This window comes from Ruegeria sp. CDSA077, from assembly GCF_059612265.1.
In genome coordinates this window covers 136,594-152,600 of sequence record NZ_JBXWQG010000002.1, presented here as the reverse complement: position 1 = coordinate 152,600, position 16,007 = coordinate 136,594, and the positions used below count along the sequence as shown (strand labels likewise).

At 56.7% G+C, this 16,007-nt stretch carries 11 protein-coding genes and 1 tRNA gene; 6 read left to right on the top strand and 6 right to left on the bottom strand.

Annotated features, from left to right (window positions below):
- Positions 1 to 98 precede the first annotated feature (98 nt).
- The 5 genes from hutC (at position 99) to AC2FLE_RS07880 (ending at position 3,825) form a co-directional block, all read left to right on the top strand.
- Positions 99 to 803 (top strand): histidine utilization transcriptional repressor HutC, encoded by a 705-nt coding sequence (gene hutC / locus AC2FLE_RS07900; RefSeq protein WP_246097191.1) that lies wholly within the window; start codon positions 99 to 101, stop codon positions 801 to 803.
- A 96-nt stretch (positions 804 to 899) separates the two neighbouring features.
- Positions 900 to 1,703 (top strand): N-formylglutamate deformylase, encoded by an 804-nt coding sequence (gene hutG / locus AC2FLE_RS07895; protein ID WP_496696300.1) that lies wholly within the window; start codon positions 900 to 902, stop codon positions 1,701 to 1,703.
- Between the two features lie 44 nt (positions 1,704 to 1,747).
- Positions 1,748 to 3,124 carry a formimidoylglutamate deiminase gene (locus AC2FLE_RS07890; protein ID WP_496696299.1) on the top strand — a complete coding sequence of 459 codons (1,377 nt, stop codon included), beginning with the start codon at positions 1,748 to 1,750 and terminating at the stop codon, positions 3,122 to 3,124.
- Between the two features lie 175 nt (positions 3,125 to 3,299).
- On the top strand, positions 3,300 to 3,434 hold the full coding sequence (locus tag AC2FLE_RS07885; protein ID WP_496676439.1) for a hypothetical protein: 135 nt from the start codon (positions 3,300 to 3,302) through the stop codon (positions 3,432 to 3,434).
- Positions 3,435 to 3,747: 313 nt separating this feature from the next.
- Positions 3,748 to 3,825 (top strand) — tRNA-Arg (locus AC2FLE_RS07880).
- A 37-nt stretch (positions 3,826 to 3,862) separates the two neighbouring features.
- Here the strand turns inward: AC2FLE_RS07880 and AC2FLE_RS07875 are convergent.
- Genes AC2FLE_RS07875 through AC2FLE_RS07850 form a run of 6 tightly spaced genes read right to left on the bottom strand, consistent with a single transcriptional unit; the run spans position 3,863 to position 14,561 of the window.
- Positions 3,863 to 5,845, bottom strand: a complete 1,983-nt coding sequence (locus tag AC2FLE_RS07875; RefSeq protein ID WP_496696297.1) for a DNA/RNA non-specific endonuclease — start codon at positions 5,843 to 5,845, stop codon at positions 3,863 to 3,865.
- A 51-nt stretch (positions 5,846 to 5,896) separates the two neighbouring features.
- Positions 5,897 to 9,019 (bottom strand): ATP-binding protein, encoded by a 3,123-nt coding sequence (locus AC2FLE_RS07870; protein ID WP_496696296.1) that lies wholly within the window; start codon positions 9,017 to 9,019, stop codon positions 5,897 to 5,899.
- Positions 9,016 to 10,824, bottom strand: coding sequence for a S1 family peptidase (locus tag AC2FLE_RS07865; protein WP_496696294.1), 1,809 nt, complete (start codon positions 10,822 to 10,824; stop codon positions 9,016 to 9,018). Before AC2FLE_RS07865 ends, AC2FLE_RS07870 begins: the two co-directional genes overlap by 4 nt.
- 7 nt (positions 10,825 to 10,831) lie before the next feature.
- Positions 10,832 to 12,439: a S8 family peptidase gene (locus AC2FLE_RS07860; RefSeq protein WP_496696292.1), complete on the bottom strand. Its 1,608-nt coding sequence runs from the start codon at positions 12,437 to 12,439 to the stop codon at positions 10,832 to 10,834.
- Positions 12,426 to 13,127 carry a copper chaperone gene (locus tag AC2FLE_RS07855; protein ID WP_142635698.1) on the bottom strand — a complete coding sequence of 234 codons (702 nt, stop codon included), beginning with the start codon at positions 13,125 to 13,127 and terminating at the stop codon, positions 12,426 to 12,428. Before AC2FLE_RS07855 ends, AC2FLE_RS07860 begins: the two co-directional genes overlap by 14 nt.
- A 6-nt stretch (positions 13,128 to 13,133) precedes the next feature.
- Positions 13,134 to 14,561, bottom strand: a complete 1,428-nt coding sequence (locus tag AC2FLE_RS07850; RefSeq protein ID WP_496696290.1) for a tyrosinase family protein — start codon at positions 14,559 to 14,561, stop codon at positions 13,134 to 13,136.
- Positions 14,562 to 14,926: 365 nt separating this feature from the next.
- Between AC2FLE_RS07850 and iolG the strand changes: the two genes are divergently transcribed.
- Complete coding sequence (iolG, locus tag AC2FLE_RS07845; RefSeq protein ID WP_496696288.1) at positions 14,927 to 15,940, top strand: inositol 2-dehydrogenase; 1,014 nt, start codon at positions 14,927 to 14,929, stop codon at positions 15,938 to 15,940.
- The last annotated feature ends 67 nt before the right edge of the window (positions 15,941 to 16,007 follow it).

Sequence of the window (16,007 nt, the reverse complement as noted above, 5' to 3'; positions counted from 1 at the left end):
AGAAGTCTTAGGTGCGGGGCAGAGTTACATGCTTCATTGCAGATGTCTTATGTGTATGTATAAGCCAATTAAGGCCGGTTTTTGAGTTGGGGAGTTTTATGGCAAGACCTCAGGGGAACATGAGCTTTCGGGACATCAAGCAGGTGGTTTTGGATCGAATCCAAACCGGTATCTGGAGCCCGGATTCCATTTTGCCAAGCGAGATGGATTTGGCCGCTGAATTCTCAAGTACACGAACAACGGTCAACCGGGCGTTGAGAGAGCTTGCCGAAGAAGGATACCTGGAAAGAAAACGCAAGGCCGGCACACGGGTTCTGAATTCTCCCATCAGAAAGGCGCAATTTGCGATCCCTTTGGTGCGTGACGAGATAACGGCCACCGGTGCGGCCTATCGGTACTCTTTGGTGGACCGAGAGGTGCAACCCGCACCGTCCTGGCTGGCATCACGCCTCGACCTGAAAAAAGAGCAGGACGTCTTGCACCTGCGATGTATGCATTATGCCGACAACGTAGCGTTTCAGCTTGAGGTGCGATGGATAGTTGCCGACGTTGTACCTGAAGTGTTGGAGGAAAGTTTCGAACAATCGGGGCCGAATGACTGGTTGGTTAACAGGGTGCCATTCAGCAATCTGGAGCTTAGTTTCATGGCGACCAAGGCTGATGGTGAAATCTCCAAGTTCTTGGACACGCCACCTGGCGACCCGATCTTTACCGCCGAACGCATTACCTGGCTGCGTCGCGCGCCGGTGACATATGCCAAGCTTTACTTTGCACCGGGTTACCGGATGACGACGCATCTCTGATCTGACCGGAGTCCAGCTTTTGGGGCGATAAAAAATGTCGGTCTTCGTCGGTCTGCCGAATTATGGGCTGACAGAACATCAAACAAAGGGAACGCGATGGCTGTTCAGAATCTAATGACGTTTAAGGCGGGTTCAACGCCGATTTTGCTGAATGTCCCACATGCCGGAACCTTGCTGCCTCCGGAGGTTGAACGCCGTTTGCGACCCGCCGCGCTGGAGCTGAAGGATACGGATTGGCACATGGGCAAGCTGGCGCTGCCTTGTGCCGAATTGGGTGTGGGTGTCATGGCGGCGCAGTATTCGCGCTATGTGGTGGACCTGAACCGTTCAGCTGATGACGCGCCGCTTTATTCCGGTCCGACAACCGGCCTGATATCGCAAATCGATTTTGACGGTCAGCCGCTTTATCTGGAAGGGCAAGAGCCAGATGGGCAGGAGACACAGGCGCGCATCCAATCCTATTGGGCACCGTATCATCAGGCGCTCAAGGCTGAGATTCTGCGGATCAGTGCGCAGTTTGGCACCTGCATTCTGTTGGATCTGCATTCCATCCGTTCCGAAGTGCCAAGGCTGTTTGATGGGGTGCTGCCGGATTTGAATCTGGGCACAAATAGCGGGGCCAGCACAGCCGCGCGCTTTGAGGCCTGCGCCGAAAGATCGCTGGGGTCCGGCCAATACAGCTTTGTCAAAAACGGCCGCTTTAAGGGAGGCTATATTACCCGGCACTATGGCCAACCCGACCAGAACATTCATGCGCTGCAACTCGAAATTGCACAGTCCACCTATATGATCGAGCACGCCCCTTGGGACCTTGTGCTCCCTAAGGCAGAGGTACTTGGCACCGCGATCAAGAACCTTGTTACCGCGTTGTTGGATGAAGTTAACACCACCCGTGGATGACCCAAACAGACTCGCCGATACGGCATCCAAGTAAAGGAAAGTGGATGACAACTGGATTTCATTTCAAACAGGCACTGACGGACCAGGGCTGGCTTAGCAATATCTCCGTAACCGTCACGGAATCTGGTGAGTTCGGAGCACTGGTCGCGGACGACAATCCCAATGCCTATCCGGTGATTGAAAGCCCGGTTGTGCCGGGCATGCCCAACCTGCACAGTCATTCCTTTCAATACGCGATGGCCGGGTTATCAGAAGTGCGCCGGAATCCGGTCGACAGCTTCTGGTCCTGGCGCGAAATGATGTACTATTTCGCTCATAACGTATCGCCCGAGGACCTGCAGGCAATCACTGCCAAGCTGTATATGGAATTGCTCAAAGGCGGTTATACCGAGATTGTCGAGTTTCATTATCTGCACAATGAAGAGGATGGAGCGCGCTACGCCCAACCTGAGGAGCTGTCTTCTGCTATTGTCTCTGCTGCAGATCGAACGAGCCTCAGCCTGACGCATCTTCCGGTGTTTTATGCACACGCAAATTTCGGCGGCGTGTCTCCGCAAGATGCTCAGAGGCGTTTCACCAATGCACGTGATCAATACGCTTTGCTGATCGAAACCCTGAAGCAGCAGCATGAAAAGCTTAACCTCGGAATCGCGCCGCATTCCCTGCGCGCCGTAACCGAGGATGAAATGTCATGGCTTATGGAGCTTCGGCAAGACCAGTTGCCGGGGTGTCCAATTCACATCCATGTGGCCGAACAGACCAAAGAGGTGGAAGACAGTATCGCGCATAGTGGCAAACGCTCTGTTGCGGCGCTGATGGACCAGGTCCAGATTGACGCCGCGTGGTGCCTGATCCATGCCACCCATCTGGATGACGCCGAGGTTGCGGCCATTGCCGCTTCGGGCGCGACCGTGGGTCTGTGCCCGCTGACGGAATCAAATCTTGGAGACGGGATTTTCCGGGCGGTCGATTTCGTGGCAGCAAATGGCCATTTTGGTATCGGCTCGGACAGCAACATCTGTACCCAGGCAGTTCAGGAGCTGCGCACACTGGAATATAGTCAGCGCCTGCTGCACCGGCAGCGCAATGTTATGTGCTCCAAGGACATGCCCAATGTTGGCGGTTATCTCTGGCAAGCCGCCGCCCAAGGTGGAGCGCGTGCAGCCGGGCGCAATATCGGCCGTATCGCAAAAGGGTGCCGTGCTGATTTTGTAGAACTGTCTTACGATAGGAATGGTCTGATGGCGGCGGTGTCGCCCGGAGCCGTGCTGGATTTCCACATGTTCTCGGGTCAGCAGGCAGAAATCATTGCCGTCTATGTTGCTGGTCAAAAGGTTATTGAAGATGGTCAGCACCCCGATCACGAGTCCATCGACGCCGGATATATTTCCACCATGCGTCGGTTGGCGCAAAAACTATGATGTAGGGTGAATAGAACCAGCGGAACTCATTACTGCGCGAGCTTAAGAACCTTGGGGCACTTGGTGCTGGTCAGGCTGAAAACATTGTCCGAGATCGCCGAGGAATTTTCTGTCACCCAGCCCATTGGTCTCGAACATTCCAGTTGGTACGCGCCTTCCGAACCTTGTCACATCAATGGCGCGCGTGATGCTGGCGGATCTGAGCGAAACGGAACTGGATCACCGTACCCCCATGACGGGTCTGGGCATGTGTGCGGTGTTATTAACGATTCCGGCCACCGCAATCAGCTGGGATCTGCAGAAGATCTGATCAAACAGGTTTGCCACTGCGCGGCGCAATATCAAATTGCAGTGATGCAGGTGAGGGCATCCCAGTTTGCCGATGTATTCCGTCATCGTGACAGGCTGCATATGCGGCCTGAATTAGTCTGGTAAGTTCGACTCGGTTAGGGCCTTTTGAGGCATGGCTTCGAGGTGCAGTTCACCCAGCAATCAAGGTACCTGTATAAGCTTGCTCCGGTCAGAGATAATGCTGAAATCAGAGAGGTTTTTTGCCCCAAAACCTCATCTCTCCATCAAGTTGACAAGGCGAGGGATTTGGCTGATACAGCCAGAATATGAGCGGGCCGTTAGCTCAGCTGGATTAGAGCAGGGAACTTCTAATTCTCAGGTCGGGGGTTCGAGTCCTCCACGGCTCGCCAAATGCACAATTCCTAATTGAGTATACATCCGCCACTCTCAGATTACGACGTTGGCAAAGCTCTCGACTGTGACGATCGGACGTGGTTGTCCCGCCAGGCTTTCTGCATCGGTCAGACGCTGCGCCAATGGGTCGGCATCGCTAAGGGGTCCAAAGTTCAGCCCGGTTAATTTTTCCAAATCCCGGACGCGGATCTGGAATGTCTTATAGGCACCAAACTCAAATCCACCGACAGATTCCACGCTCCCCTCGTTCGAGAGCATCTGCTGGATGACCTCAACCTGGCTGAGCACATAGGCGGTGGAATGAAGGCGAAGAATGCCTTCGCTGCCATCCTCTTCGGCCAGCATGGTCACAAGCTTGAAGAACTTCAGGGGTACCGGCGATCCGGTATCTTTCAACATCGGCTCGTCACCGGTCAGGATTGGTCCGGTGAACACGCAGGCCTTGAATCCATGTGTGCGCACATTTGTCATGATAAAGTTCTCAAGACCCAACCATTGCGCGTGGCTCCGGTTAAAAGCCCGGTGCTGCGGGGCAGCAGCGGTATAGTGAAAGCTGTCATCATTGGCCTGTTTGGCCTGTGCATCATCGACACCCCAATTTGTCGCCGCACGGCGAACCAGGTGGCCCCGGTCAATATCCGCGTGATCATAATCCTCTTTGCCGAGTTGGACATTTGCTGGGATGCGCAGGTCAGCGAACCACTTGTCGCTACCTCGTTTTTGCGGTCGGGTCTTGGCACCATCGATATTCAGCGCGGCAATGATCGGTGTTTTGAAAGTCGCAGAATAGAGAATGCCGAAATTCTGATAGCGCAATTCGTTGGGGCGTTCCGGGGTCGCATCCGACGGAGTGGCAAGCCCAAACGCATTCGGTACCACCGGCAGAGGGACCTCTGCCACTTGAAGGAAGTCCGGGTTGTACCCGTCGCGCGGTTCAAAATGGTCTGCGTCATGGTTTCCGTCAGGTCGTTCTGGCCGGACGATTTCAGTTCCGGGGATCGAGGTCGGCACCGCCCCGTCCAACAATGCGTTGACCGTGCTGATCCTGACCGCCGAGTTTCCGACGCCGAAGGTACCTGCATAATGCAGACCAACCGCTTTGCCGCTGTCCAACGAGATCACAGGCGAGCCCGAATTGCCGCCCAAAGTCGTGCAGTCATGGCGCAGGATCGTCACGCCGCCATCTTCGATGAGAAATCCGGGCGAAAAGCGTTTCACGTCATACAGGTCGTTGAAATAGTTGGACATCTGCGTGGGGTCATTGCGCAAGGAATCCTTGGCGGGATACCCGATCACCGCGACGCATTCGCCGTGCTGGGCATCCGTATCGGCGCGCGGGATCGGCGTAGGCGTGAAATTGGCCGTATCTGCGGGCAGGTCGATCTTTCCAAGCGCGATATCTGCGGCCGCATCTTCGGCGATATAGGTGAACTTGCGAATGTCGAAAAGCCGTTCGGGGTCTTGTGCCGCGCCGACCTCTTCCAGGAAATCTATCCGGGCGCCATAGCGGGCATTGCCGGGGGCAAACATGAAGACACCATCGCCCAGGAAACTGCGCCGCGCGACCAGCTTGGCAACATGGCGATTGGTGATGATCAGCAGATGGTCGTCCTTCTTTTCGATCACCCAGCCAGTGCCACCCCAGCTAAAGTCATGATTGATAAACTCGATCCGCCCGACCGAGGCGATATTGTCTTCGGCCTTGCCGATACGAATGTCGATATCCGGCGGAAAGTCGGATGACAGCGATTGTTTGCCTTCAACCTTGCCGCCGCGCACGATCAGGGGAGGGCGTCCGACCGCGCGCACGATGGCTTCAAGTTGCGAGGGCGTAGAGCCAAAGCTTTCCAGCTTATTCATCTGCGCGCCCATCAATTCACGGGCACGATCCGGTGTCAGGCCCATTTCACCAAGAATGCCCGGACTGGTATCCAGAGCCTCACGCGCCTTGTCGATTGTTCCGGCATTTCCAAGGCCTTCCAGCCGGCTGAATGTTTCCTTTTCGAAATCGCTCATGGCATTGGTTCCTCAGCTAATATGAAGTTTTCAAACTCAGTCGATCTGCCTCTAGGGATCGAGGTATTTTGGCCCCCGCCCTGTTTCGGCAAACATGGTCAGTGCCGGATGAAACACCACGGGCGCCCGGCTTTTGGTAAGCCAACCAAGGATTTCCTCTTTTCCTGAACCATGGGTGAGCCCCCGAGCAACTGGTGCAAGGCGGCGTTGCAGGGTTTGAGTGGACTTACCGCGCCCTTCGTTCAAAGGATCCGCCCAGAAGTTTAGAACTCGGTCTGCCAGACCATGACTGCCGCGTTCCAAAAGGTCGACGGTTCGACTTGATGTCAGGTCGCTCCATTTCCGTGTGGAATTCCATTCTGGTGGCGGTGGTGAGGGGAAGGCCCAATAGCCGCCGATGACTTGCTGCCAACGTCTTGCCGCGCGTGCGAGCGTTGGCAAGTCAGAGATCGGGTGGTAAAAACTGTACCCCTCGGCCCAATCAGCGGTAAGGCCCATCGCGCGCAATAGCGAAATCACATCCGTTGGACGCTCTGACAGCTGGGACATCGCATTGTTGATTCCCTGTAAACCCGGGGCAAAAATGTCAGCCGCTTCATAAAGGCCGGTGGCAAGGTTGGACAAATCGCGCAGAACACGACCTCGGCCACTTGCTTGAAACTCTTCCACAAGCGCCAGCATCCGGTCGAAATAGGGATTCAATGGGGCCAACGCGAGCCCGTAATCATCCGTCGGTAAAGCGGGGTCGGGCATGTCCGGCTCTGAATATTCCAGCCCGAACTCCTGACGGATACCCGCCGCATAGCGGAGCCTTTCATAGGTCAGCTCGCGTGGGCCGTGATCCAGATAGGGCGCGATCAGGCCCAGAACCTCATGATCACCCTCAAAGCTCATACCCGTTGCCAGAAGAGCGAATTCAAGCGCTGCTGACTGCATTCCAATTCGAGACGAGCTGTTCACGACGCGAAGAGCTATGTCGCGAAAGTCCTTATCGCGGAGTCGGTTAACGAGCTCTTCGAATTCAAACTCGGCATAAATCTCTAGGAGCATCCGGCCTTCCAGTTCGGGCCTTTGTTGTGCCTCTCTCAGCAAGGTTTCTGCTGGCAACAAATTGAATAGGCTTCGCGCCATGGACCAATGACCGCTTTGCCAGTTGTGGCACAGGATCAGGATGCCAACTTCGCTTGCCGGATCATAGGCGCCTTTCAATCCTTCGCGTATGATATGTGTTGCCTCGCGGCGCTGGCCCTGCTCCAACATCGCTCGCAGGTCTTTGACTGCGCGACTATCTGGTGCGGCCACATAACCGCGACCTTTGACGATCCGTGCTCGTGCCGTCGCGGCCTTGGACTCAACCTGTACAAGGTTTTCGGGGGGAAGTTCAGAACCGCTGTCCAGCCCAGTGGCGCCGTATTCCCGTTGTTTGGTTTCTTGCACCGGGGCCGAGCGCTGGCCGCGAGCTTGACGGATCAGGTCCTGCGCGTCGATTGGCAGCTCTTTCAACAGCTGTTCCGGGAAGCGTTCAGCCAGTGAGGGATTGATGCTTGGAGGGGCTTCTCCGACGCGCATAAGCTGAAGCGAATGATAAAGGAACAACAGTGGATCGCGGTCAGCGTAATAGTCACAAGCTGCACGGTTTACCTCTGCGGTTTCGACGGGGCTTTGGTTGTAGGTGGGTTCTAGCAGGTCCCGCCGCATGTCGGCCTTATGGGTCAGTTGACCATCAGTGGCGGCGTCCATCAGCCAGGATTGCAGGCCAAGATCCGCGACGATTGTGCCTGCTTCGCTGCTGAGGTCACCCAGCCCAAGCGCCGGTGCAACGATGCCGTTCAGGTTGTCGGCGTTTATCTCGCTTAGAACCAAGCCGTAATTGGCAATGCCACGCAGGTGCACTGGCAGGCGCGATGTGATGGCCCGGTTCACGATGCCCGCGGCAATCGGGTCATTCTCGTCTTCGGTGACTTCGGCCAATCGGCCCTCGGTCTGCACCTCGTCAATCAGCAGCCGCAATTTCAACGGATTGCCCTGACAGCGCAAAATGATCTGATCGCGGAATTCCTCGGGGATTCCGGCCTCATCCAGCGTTTGATTGACCAACTCGTCTTCGATCTGGTCGAGCTTGATGTATTCGCCCCGTCTTGGGTGATCTTCGCCGAAAATCGGCCCGCGACCGGCTGAGATGATCGATACTTCGATCTGTTCCTTTTCGACAAAGCGATCCAAATCGTTCATGAGGTTGTTCACGAAGGTCGCGCCCTGACCATGCAGTACTTCGAGCGTATCCAGCAGGATAACCAGGCGCAGGCGGGCATCAGCCACCGCGTTGGTCATCGCCAGGATCAACTGACGCGGTGTAAGATCCGAGCTTTCGTATATCTCCCGTGTGATCTGTTCGGAATATCGCAACCGCAATTTGCGGAGTTCGGGGGCCGCTTGGGGTATTGCGGTACCGATCTGACGCGAGATCTCTTCAAAGATTGGACCGGTCTGCAATGAGGGCTGATCGAAATCCAGCCGGATCAGGATGACGTCTTCGCGTTCGCTTGTAATCTGGATGATGCGTTCCAGAAGGTAGGATTTTCCGATCCCGTACTGACCTTCGATATGCAGGGTTTTCAAAGGGGCCGAGCGCAGAGGGTGGTCGATCCAGCGTTGAATCTTGTCGATTTCGCTGACACGCCCCACGAATTTTTCGCCCAGGCGCTCTTTTGACCGGCGCTCGCGTCTGAGCAGGTTCAATCGGCTGCGCAGCCTGAACAGACGGTCATATCCCGGCGCTTTTTGGCCTGCACGCTCTAACGTGACAAGGTGCTGCGACAGGTTTTGTTCATCTGTTTCCGCCTCGATAAGGTGATCCAGAGCGCCCGGTGCGAACCCCTCTTGGCCCGACAGGGCCTGCACGATCTCGGACTGCGTGGTGGCCGAGTCGAACTCTTCCATCTCAGACAATTCGCGATGTCGGGCGGTCAGGCGGAGAATCCATTTGGTCGAGTCGCCCGACTTATCAACATGGCTCAGCTCACGAAGGGATGACATCAGCCGCGCCCGCAGCACGCGGTTGCGGTATTCATCCTCGCTCAGCACCTCGCGCATAAGCTGCCGTGGTTCAAATGCCCCTCGAAGGGCTGCAGCGCGCAGCAGGCGCGAACGGAGTTCTTCCTGCGCCAGGTTCATTCTTCTATCTCCAGAAAGCGTTTGGCCTCTTGGCGAACACGGGTGACAACGGTTTCCAGATGTTCGCCATCGAATTCACCTGTGTTGTCAGGGCTCAACCCAGCCAGAGCAGAGTCCACCATTGCCCGTCGAGCAGCCGGTGTCAGCTCTTTTGCCGGGTCAAGCGAAGTGATCATGCTGTTAATTGTAGCCTCAACATCGCTGCGTGTGAATGGTCCCAGCTCTTCCACCAATAGGCCGCTGCGCTGCGCGCCGTCGACAGCGCCGACATTGGCAAAACGCAGGGGCGACAGGCGATAGGTCTCATAGCCTGCGAGGATCAGGCGCAGGTTCTCGGATGTGGGCAAGCATTTGGCGATGTGCTCGAACTGTACCTGGGCACGTGGTGAGAGCCCTTCGGGCGGGTTGTCGAAATAGATCCACCATGTTTGCCCTGCGGTTTTGGCCGCCTGATCCATGTCCGCAATCAGAGTCTCCGCGCGGCTGCCCTCGAATGCAACATCGGTGGTCTGGGCGGCGGTTGTTCCAGCAGCAGCGTCTGGCGAGGTGACGGTCCCGTTGGCCTTCTCGGCAAGATCAGCAAGCAAATCGTCCGTATTCAGGGTCGGCCCCAATCGGATGCAACGATGTTGCGGCGCGGCGTTAGGTGCTTCTTGCATCAGCAGATAGGATTCCAGCATGTCATAGCTGAATCCGAGACCGCGAATAGACGTCGTATCCTCGCGCCTGATCCAGATCCCACGCAGTTTGGATTTGGGATGATCCAGCATATGGGCAAGCCCGGTTACGAATTGGTTGCGGCCGATGATGATGGTTCCGTCAATGTCGCGGCTCAGCGACCACATGTCCCGCTGGTTCGAGTTCTTGCTGATCAGATCTTGGAAGTCGGGGTCATCGTGGAACTGCTCGAAAGGGACAAGCCGTTTGGTCGTCTCCCATTTGCCCTGGTGGATGCCCAGAAACCTGAACTGGCTGTCAAAACCTGGGCCACCCGATGACCCGCCGGATGTGTCGATGTCATGAGGGAACCGCTTGGCGCCAGGTTCTCGGTGCACTTTGCCGGGCATGAACCCCTTGGTGACACCTTCGGGGTAGTGGACCAATGTGAACAGGTCTGCACCCTCAAAATCGGGGGGATCGCCGGTCACATCGACACTGCCATAGGTATGCCCCAGCGGCAGGAATATCCGCAGCAGCGCGATATCCACCTCATCGCCCGGTGGCAGGTTCCCGGCCTTTTCACTGTCGTGATAGGGCCAGAGTTTTACGCATTTTGCCCGGTACCGCTTTTCGTCCGAGGCAAGTATTTCAAGCCGAGGGTCGACCCCGGCGGGCACGGAGTTTAGCGGGTCCAGAACATGGGCTGCAGTCAGCACCAGATTGGGGGCAACAAACGCGCCGGAGCCTTCGAATGTGTTGTTGATCCAGATCTGACAGCGAAAGCTCTCTGCGCGTGGGGCAAAATCGCCCAATGCAGCAAAGTCGAACGAATTATTCGCCGGTGTGCCGATCAGGGTGCCGTCAAACCGAGCGATGTTTTCGGCAAAAATCAGGTTACGGTCGCGCGGCACAGGGTCCGCGCCGCGCGCGCGCAGAAAATTGAGGAACTGCTTGACCTTCGCAGCGTCGACCAGAATTTCCAGCAAGACATCGGCAAGCGTTTCGCCGATATCTTCGTCCACACTTTCCTCGACGGCCTCGTAATTCACCGGGTCATCAGGGTCGGGAAACAGCGCAGTCAGAGCATGACGCACAATCGGCTCATGCTTTCGGATCGCAATCCGTATGTGCGCTGCATTCACCATCCTTGGCTTATCCCATGCCCAAATAGGCGCTGAGGGCCGGTTTGTCCGACAATGCGGTGTCCAAGCCCGGGGTCGGGGCGTCTTCGCCAACCATGGCCTCGGCCCCACCATCGCTTTCGGCGATGCGTTTGCGGGCCCCACGGCGATAGCTGAGCCAGATGATCTCATTGGCGTAATCGGCCATGTCAGGGGTAACCTCTCCGGCGGCGGCACTGTCTGTTCCCGCAAGATGCGAGACCAGAATGTTCAATGTTGGGGTCGCATTCGGGTCGGGGGCCGCCGGGCTTTCGGCGCCTGTGGGCAGTGGCGCGTCCAGGACCGCCTGAGCATTGATGATGCCCGCGCCAAGATCGGTGGCGCCGTTCCAGACGGCTGGCTTGCTCATCCCGTGTTTGGCACAGTGCAACCACATCGCCTGAACGGTGGTCCCAGCATTCTGGGCCTTTTGCAACAGCGCGGCCCGACCGCCGTGATGTGCGACCCACAGCGCTGCAACGCCTCCAGTCATTGAGGTGGCAAGCGTGGTACCCTGGCTGGCGCGGATACCCGAGTTTGGGTCGGTCGCCTTGTTCTTGGCCGCGCCCCACACGTTTTCGCCATAGGCCGAAAAGCTGACCTCGGGGCCACGCCCAGTTTTGCGCCAGGGGCGTCTGTCGGGCTGCAGTGCAGCGACAGCTGTGCAGATTTCCAGTGATGCATAGGCGGCGGGAAAGACCACGTTCGGATAACAGTTGCCCGCAGCGCAGACGATGACCAGCCCGGCCTGTACCGCATTGCGCAGCGCCTGTTCCGTCGAAGAGACCCGTACCGGCCCGCCAAGCGCCATCACGATGACATCGGCGTTTTGGCTGACCGCATGAGAGATTGCCGCAGGAATACGCAGCTGTGTCATGTCGATCACCGATTTGATCGCCCGGATTGGCAGAACCTTGGCCGCAGGGGCCGTACCAGTTATCGCCCCCGGCGAGGTGGTATCGCCATTCATATCGGCCCCGCCCCGCGATCCGACGACCGAGGTGACAAGCGTGCCATGACCAGGATGTTTTAGGACGCCGCCTGAAAACCGGTCACGCGCATCCCCGTTCCCTTCGACAAAATTCCACATGCCGTTGGTTTCGATCACGCCGGCCAGTTCGCTATGGTCGGAATAGCCCGTGTCGATCACCGCGACTTTGCTACCCTGACCCCGGGTGTGCTGCCAGGCCAGCGGTGTCTTGATCCGTTTGTGGTGCCAGCCATAGGGCCGAGAGTTGTCGCGCTTGGTTTCGCAGAAACTGAGAAAGCTTTCCGTACCCACATGTGCAGCCCCGTACAAGCTGTCTGGCAAGACCGGGTTGGCCTCGGCTACGTCCAGCGCCATACGGAGGGCACGGCCAAATGCAAAAACCTCACGCTCTTGGCTTTTTGGATCGATCTCGGGGAATTCAACAAAGAAAAATCGATCCGCATCTGCGTCGAAGACCGCTTGGGTACTGGTGGCAACATCAGGAAGTGCACTACCCACACGTTCTTGAATAGCCGACAAGGATTGGGGTGTATCCGAGACCACTTCAATGACTAGCGGATCGCCGTCGAGCGAGACATCGGACCTTGTTAGGGCGTCATATTCCTGCATGGCAAATATCCTTATACAAAAGCAAAAGATGGTGGGGCGCATGGGCCAACGCCGTAAGCGCAAGCGCGGTCAGCAACAGGGTGAATGCGCTGGCGCGGGGGTCGGGGCGAAGAACGGCGCGCTCCGACAGGATGATCACAGTCAAAAAGATCATGACGGCAAAGTCGTGGGTCCCTAGCATGACAAGCATCATCGGCAAGCAAGAGGTGATGCAATCGCGCGCATAGGTCAGCCCAAAGATCAGCACATCGCGGTCGGCACTTGGACCAAAGGCGGCTAGGACCGGACGGCTGTGGCATTTCCTTAATGCGCTGCGTTTTTGCGGGCTAAACTGCCATACTGCGGCGCACAGGCAAGCCAACGGCGCAAACACGGTTTGGTGCAGAACCGGCGCCAGAAGAAACGCAGCAAGCGCGCCTGCGACCAGCCAGGCCAACAGATATGGCAGAACAAACAGAAGTGCCGCGCGTGATCTTCGATCTGCGAAGCTGCGCGCGCGGACATGGGCGATCTGCGGAACAAGCGTTGGAAGCATCATCGCCAGAACCATCGCCGGCCAATGCAATGATGGCGCGGGCACCAAAGCAAGCCAAAGCCATGCAAGTGCGGCCACGCCAAGTGTCGTGCGTATTTCGATATCGGCCCGTCCAAACAGGCGAGGGCGATCTATTCCGGTAGCCGACGCCATGAGCGATCAGTCGAAATAAAGGTTTATGCGGCCGATCTCAATGTCTGGCTGCTGTTCTGTTGGGGCGATCTGTTCCAACCCAGGTACTTGGCCAAAGGCCTCGCTGTCATCAAACATCCGTTGAAACCGGATTTGCAACCTGTTGGCGTCGCCTTGGCTCAGCCCCAGTGCAAAGGCCAGCTTTGTGATCTCGTAAGTCACCGCAAGGCCGCTGCCGCCATGTGGGCCGTCCGGGTTGCTTGCCTGTTCAAGGCCAAAAGGCGACAAGGTGCCGATAATCGCTGGCGGCAAAGCGTCATCCGGAAGATCCAGCATGACGCGGTAAGATCCGGGCATGCCACGGCCCTTGATCCCCTCAAGATGCAGGTGAACGCGCCGGGTGGTGCCGGGGGCCTCGGCGCCGGAAATCAGCGCGACTGAAGTGTCGAGCTTTACGCCGGCAGTGGTCATTGCACCACGCAACTTGACCGGAGCTTCGCTTGCGCCGGCAAGCTCGGGTTCCTTGCCTGCCATGACGAACTCCTCTGCTGGAATGGCGGGTTCTACTGCGGGTGGAACGCCGTCATATTGAAACCCGTGCAGGACGCTTGTGCTGTCCAGCATTTCTTCGCTGTTGAAGGTGAATGCCGCGCCATCGCCATCATGCATCGAGAATGTCTGGCCAGTGCGCCACAGTGGCGAGGGTGGGGCGACATGGCTCGGGTCTGCGTTGCGCCAGACTTCCCATAGCCGATCAATGTTGCAATGGTGCAGCCAGAAAATCGGATCAAAGGCCGCGGTGGCCGGATTTGCCATAAAACCGCCAGAGCCCCCAATCCAAACGTGTATATCGTTATGGGGCGTGCTTTCCAATGCGCCATTGTCCCCACCGCCGGGGTGAAACCCGGTTTGCGGGCCACCAAACCCTGATGAGAAGCCGGGCGTATCATTGGTAAAATCTTCATGATCCAACGCATCCAGCGACACCACGTCGTCTGGAAATCCGAAATCTCCATTCACCACTACACGTCGGCGGGAAAACAGGAAGTTGCGCGTGCCGTCTGACTTGGTCGGCTCACGGAACGCCACAGGAAGGCGGCGCGCATTCGGGTTTTCTGACAGGGGTTGGGAATAGTCCCAATAAGGCAGCGCCCAATCCTGCGGCCCGCCCAGATCGGCGACGGCTTTGCCGACGACGGCCTCAAATGCGGTGATATATCCGCGGTGCCAGGGCAGGAAGAACCAGCTTTGGTGCTGGCATTGGTTCCAGAATTGTCCGGAACCGGGAATGTTCGGAAAATTCTGCGGCTGCCCATGAACTGCGCCCATGAAAAACCACGATGTCGGGTCTTCCAGATCTCGGTCCCAGAGAGCTTCGACAGCACGCTCATACCAGATCAGAGTTTCGTCGTTGGCTGGCAGGGTCCAAACGTTTTTGCGGATTCTTGTGGCCATAACAATACCTCAAACTGCAAATAAATCTTGGAATCTAATAATGCGCCGAGTGTAACACTTGCGTGGTTTTATGTTAACCGAAATGAATCCAAGCCATAGCAGGGTAGGCCTGGGCAGGTGTTGACAGTGCCAATGTGCGTTTCCCAAATAAGATGAATTCAGGGTGACGCGCGGCCTTTCGCTTGCGTTCTAAGTCAGAGGCGCCAGTTACTGTATATTTGTGAATTGGACGGCCGCAGCTGCAGTGGGCACACATGCCGAGTACCCGAAAACAAGGGTGAATTTACGTAACTGTGAAATAATTCTTGCAACCGGTTGCAAAGAGAATCATTGTGGTGTCGAAAAAAGGGATTCGGGGGCGCGGGATGCTAAAAGTAGGATTGCTGGGGGCTGGGCGCATTGGGCGTGTTCACGCGCAGGCTATTGCGGCGCATCCTTACAGTGAACTGAGCGCGGTGTCTGATGCACTGCCCGAAGCTTCGGCGCGTTTGGCTGAGGAATTCGGGGCCAGTGCGCGACAGTCACAAGAGATCATTTCTGATCCTTCGATAAATGCGGTGCTGATCGCCACGCCGACGGATACGCATTCCGACCTGATCGAAGCGGCTACCCAAGCCGGGAAAGCGGTATTGTGCGAGAAGCCGGTTGATTTGAGCCTTGATAGGGCTGTCGCCTGTCAATCCTTTGCAAAAGCCACAGGCCAGCCCGTCATGGTCGGTTTCAATCGTCGATTCGACCCGAATTTTGCTGCTTTGAAGGCCGCGTTTGAGGCTGGTGAGGTCGGCAAGGCCGAGTTGTTGTCCATTACATCTTTCGACCCCGCGCCGCCACCGGTGAGCTATGTCAAAGTATCAGGAGGGCTGTTTCGGGACATGATGATTCATGATTTCGACATGGCGAACTTCCTGATGGGTGACCTGCCGGAAGTAATCTCGGCAGTGGGCACATCGGTTGTTGACCCCGAAATCGGTGCCGTAGGTGATGTGGACACGGCGGTCGTGACAATGACTTATGCAGATGGCCGGATCGCTGTGATCAAAAACTCTCGGCGCGCGGCTTATGGGTATGATCAGAGGGTTGAATTGCTGGGATCAGAAGGGATGCTTCAGGCGCAAAATATCCTTGAAAACTCAGTGGTTAAGTCAACTTCGAATGGCGTGACCGGTGCCAAGCCTACTTACTTTTTCCTTGAACGCTACATGTCTGCCTATCGCGCAGAATGGGATGCATTCGTTAGGTCAGTAAATTCTGGATCAGGGGTGCCTGTAACTCTGGACGACGGTGTCGCCGCGCTTGCTATGGCCGAGGCCGCAACCCGTTCTGCGCAGTCCGGACAGTCGATGGTTTTGGCCAAAGTTTTGAAACCGGTTGCAAAATGATCGGATATGCGGAAACTTGGGGCAGCTTCGCCCCGGATCGGGGCGAAGAAGATTCGGTTTAATCGGA

Bases quoted from the DNA above. Each gene is read 5' to 3' on its own strand.
- hutC (WP_246097191.1), top strand. From the start codon at position 99: ATGGCAAGACCTCAGGGGAACATGAGCTTTCGGGACATCAAGCAGGTG.
- hutG (WP_496696300.1), top strand. From the start codon at position 900: ATGGCTGTTCAGAATCTAATGACGTTTAAGGCGGGTTCAACGCCGATT.
- AC2FLE_RS07890 (WP_496696299.1), top strand. From the start codon at position 1,748: ATGACAACTGGATTTCATTTCAAACAGGCACTGACGGACCAGGGCTGG.
- AC2FLE_RS07885 (WP_496676439.1), top strand. From the start codon at position 3,300: ATGGCGCGCGTGATGCTGGCGGATCTGAGCGAAACGGAACTGGATCAC.
- AC2FLE_RS07875 (WP_496696297.1), bottom strand. From the start codon at position 5,845: ATGAGCGATTTCGAAAAGGAAACATTCAGCCGGCTGGAAGGCCTTGGA.
- AC2FLE_RS07870 (WP_496696296.1), bottom strand. From the start codon at position 9,019: ATGAACCTGGCGCAGGAAGAACTCCGTTCGCGCCTGCTGCGCGCTGCA.
- AC2FLE_RS07865 (WP_496696294.1), bottom strand. From the start codon at position 10,824: ATGGTGAATGCAGCGCACATACGGATTGCGATCCGAAAGCATGAGCCG.
- AC2FLE_RS07860 (WP_496696292.1), bottom strand. From the start codon at position 12,439: ATGCAGGAATATGACGCCCTAACAAGGTCCGATGTCTCGCTCGACGGC.
- AC2FLE_RS07855 (WP_142635698.1), bottom strand. From the start codon at position 13,127: ATGGCGTCGGCTACCGGAATAGATCGCCCTCGCCTGTTTGGACGGGCC.
- AC2FLE_RS07850 (WP_496696290.1), bottom strand. From the start codon at position 14,561: ATGGCCACAAGAATCCGCAAAAACGTTTGGACCCTGCCAGCCAACGAC.
- iolG (WP_496696288.1), top strand. From the start codon at position 14,927: ATGCTAAAAGTAGGATTGCTGGGGGCTGGGCGCATTGGGCGTGTTCAC.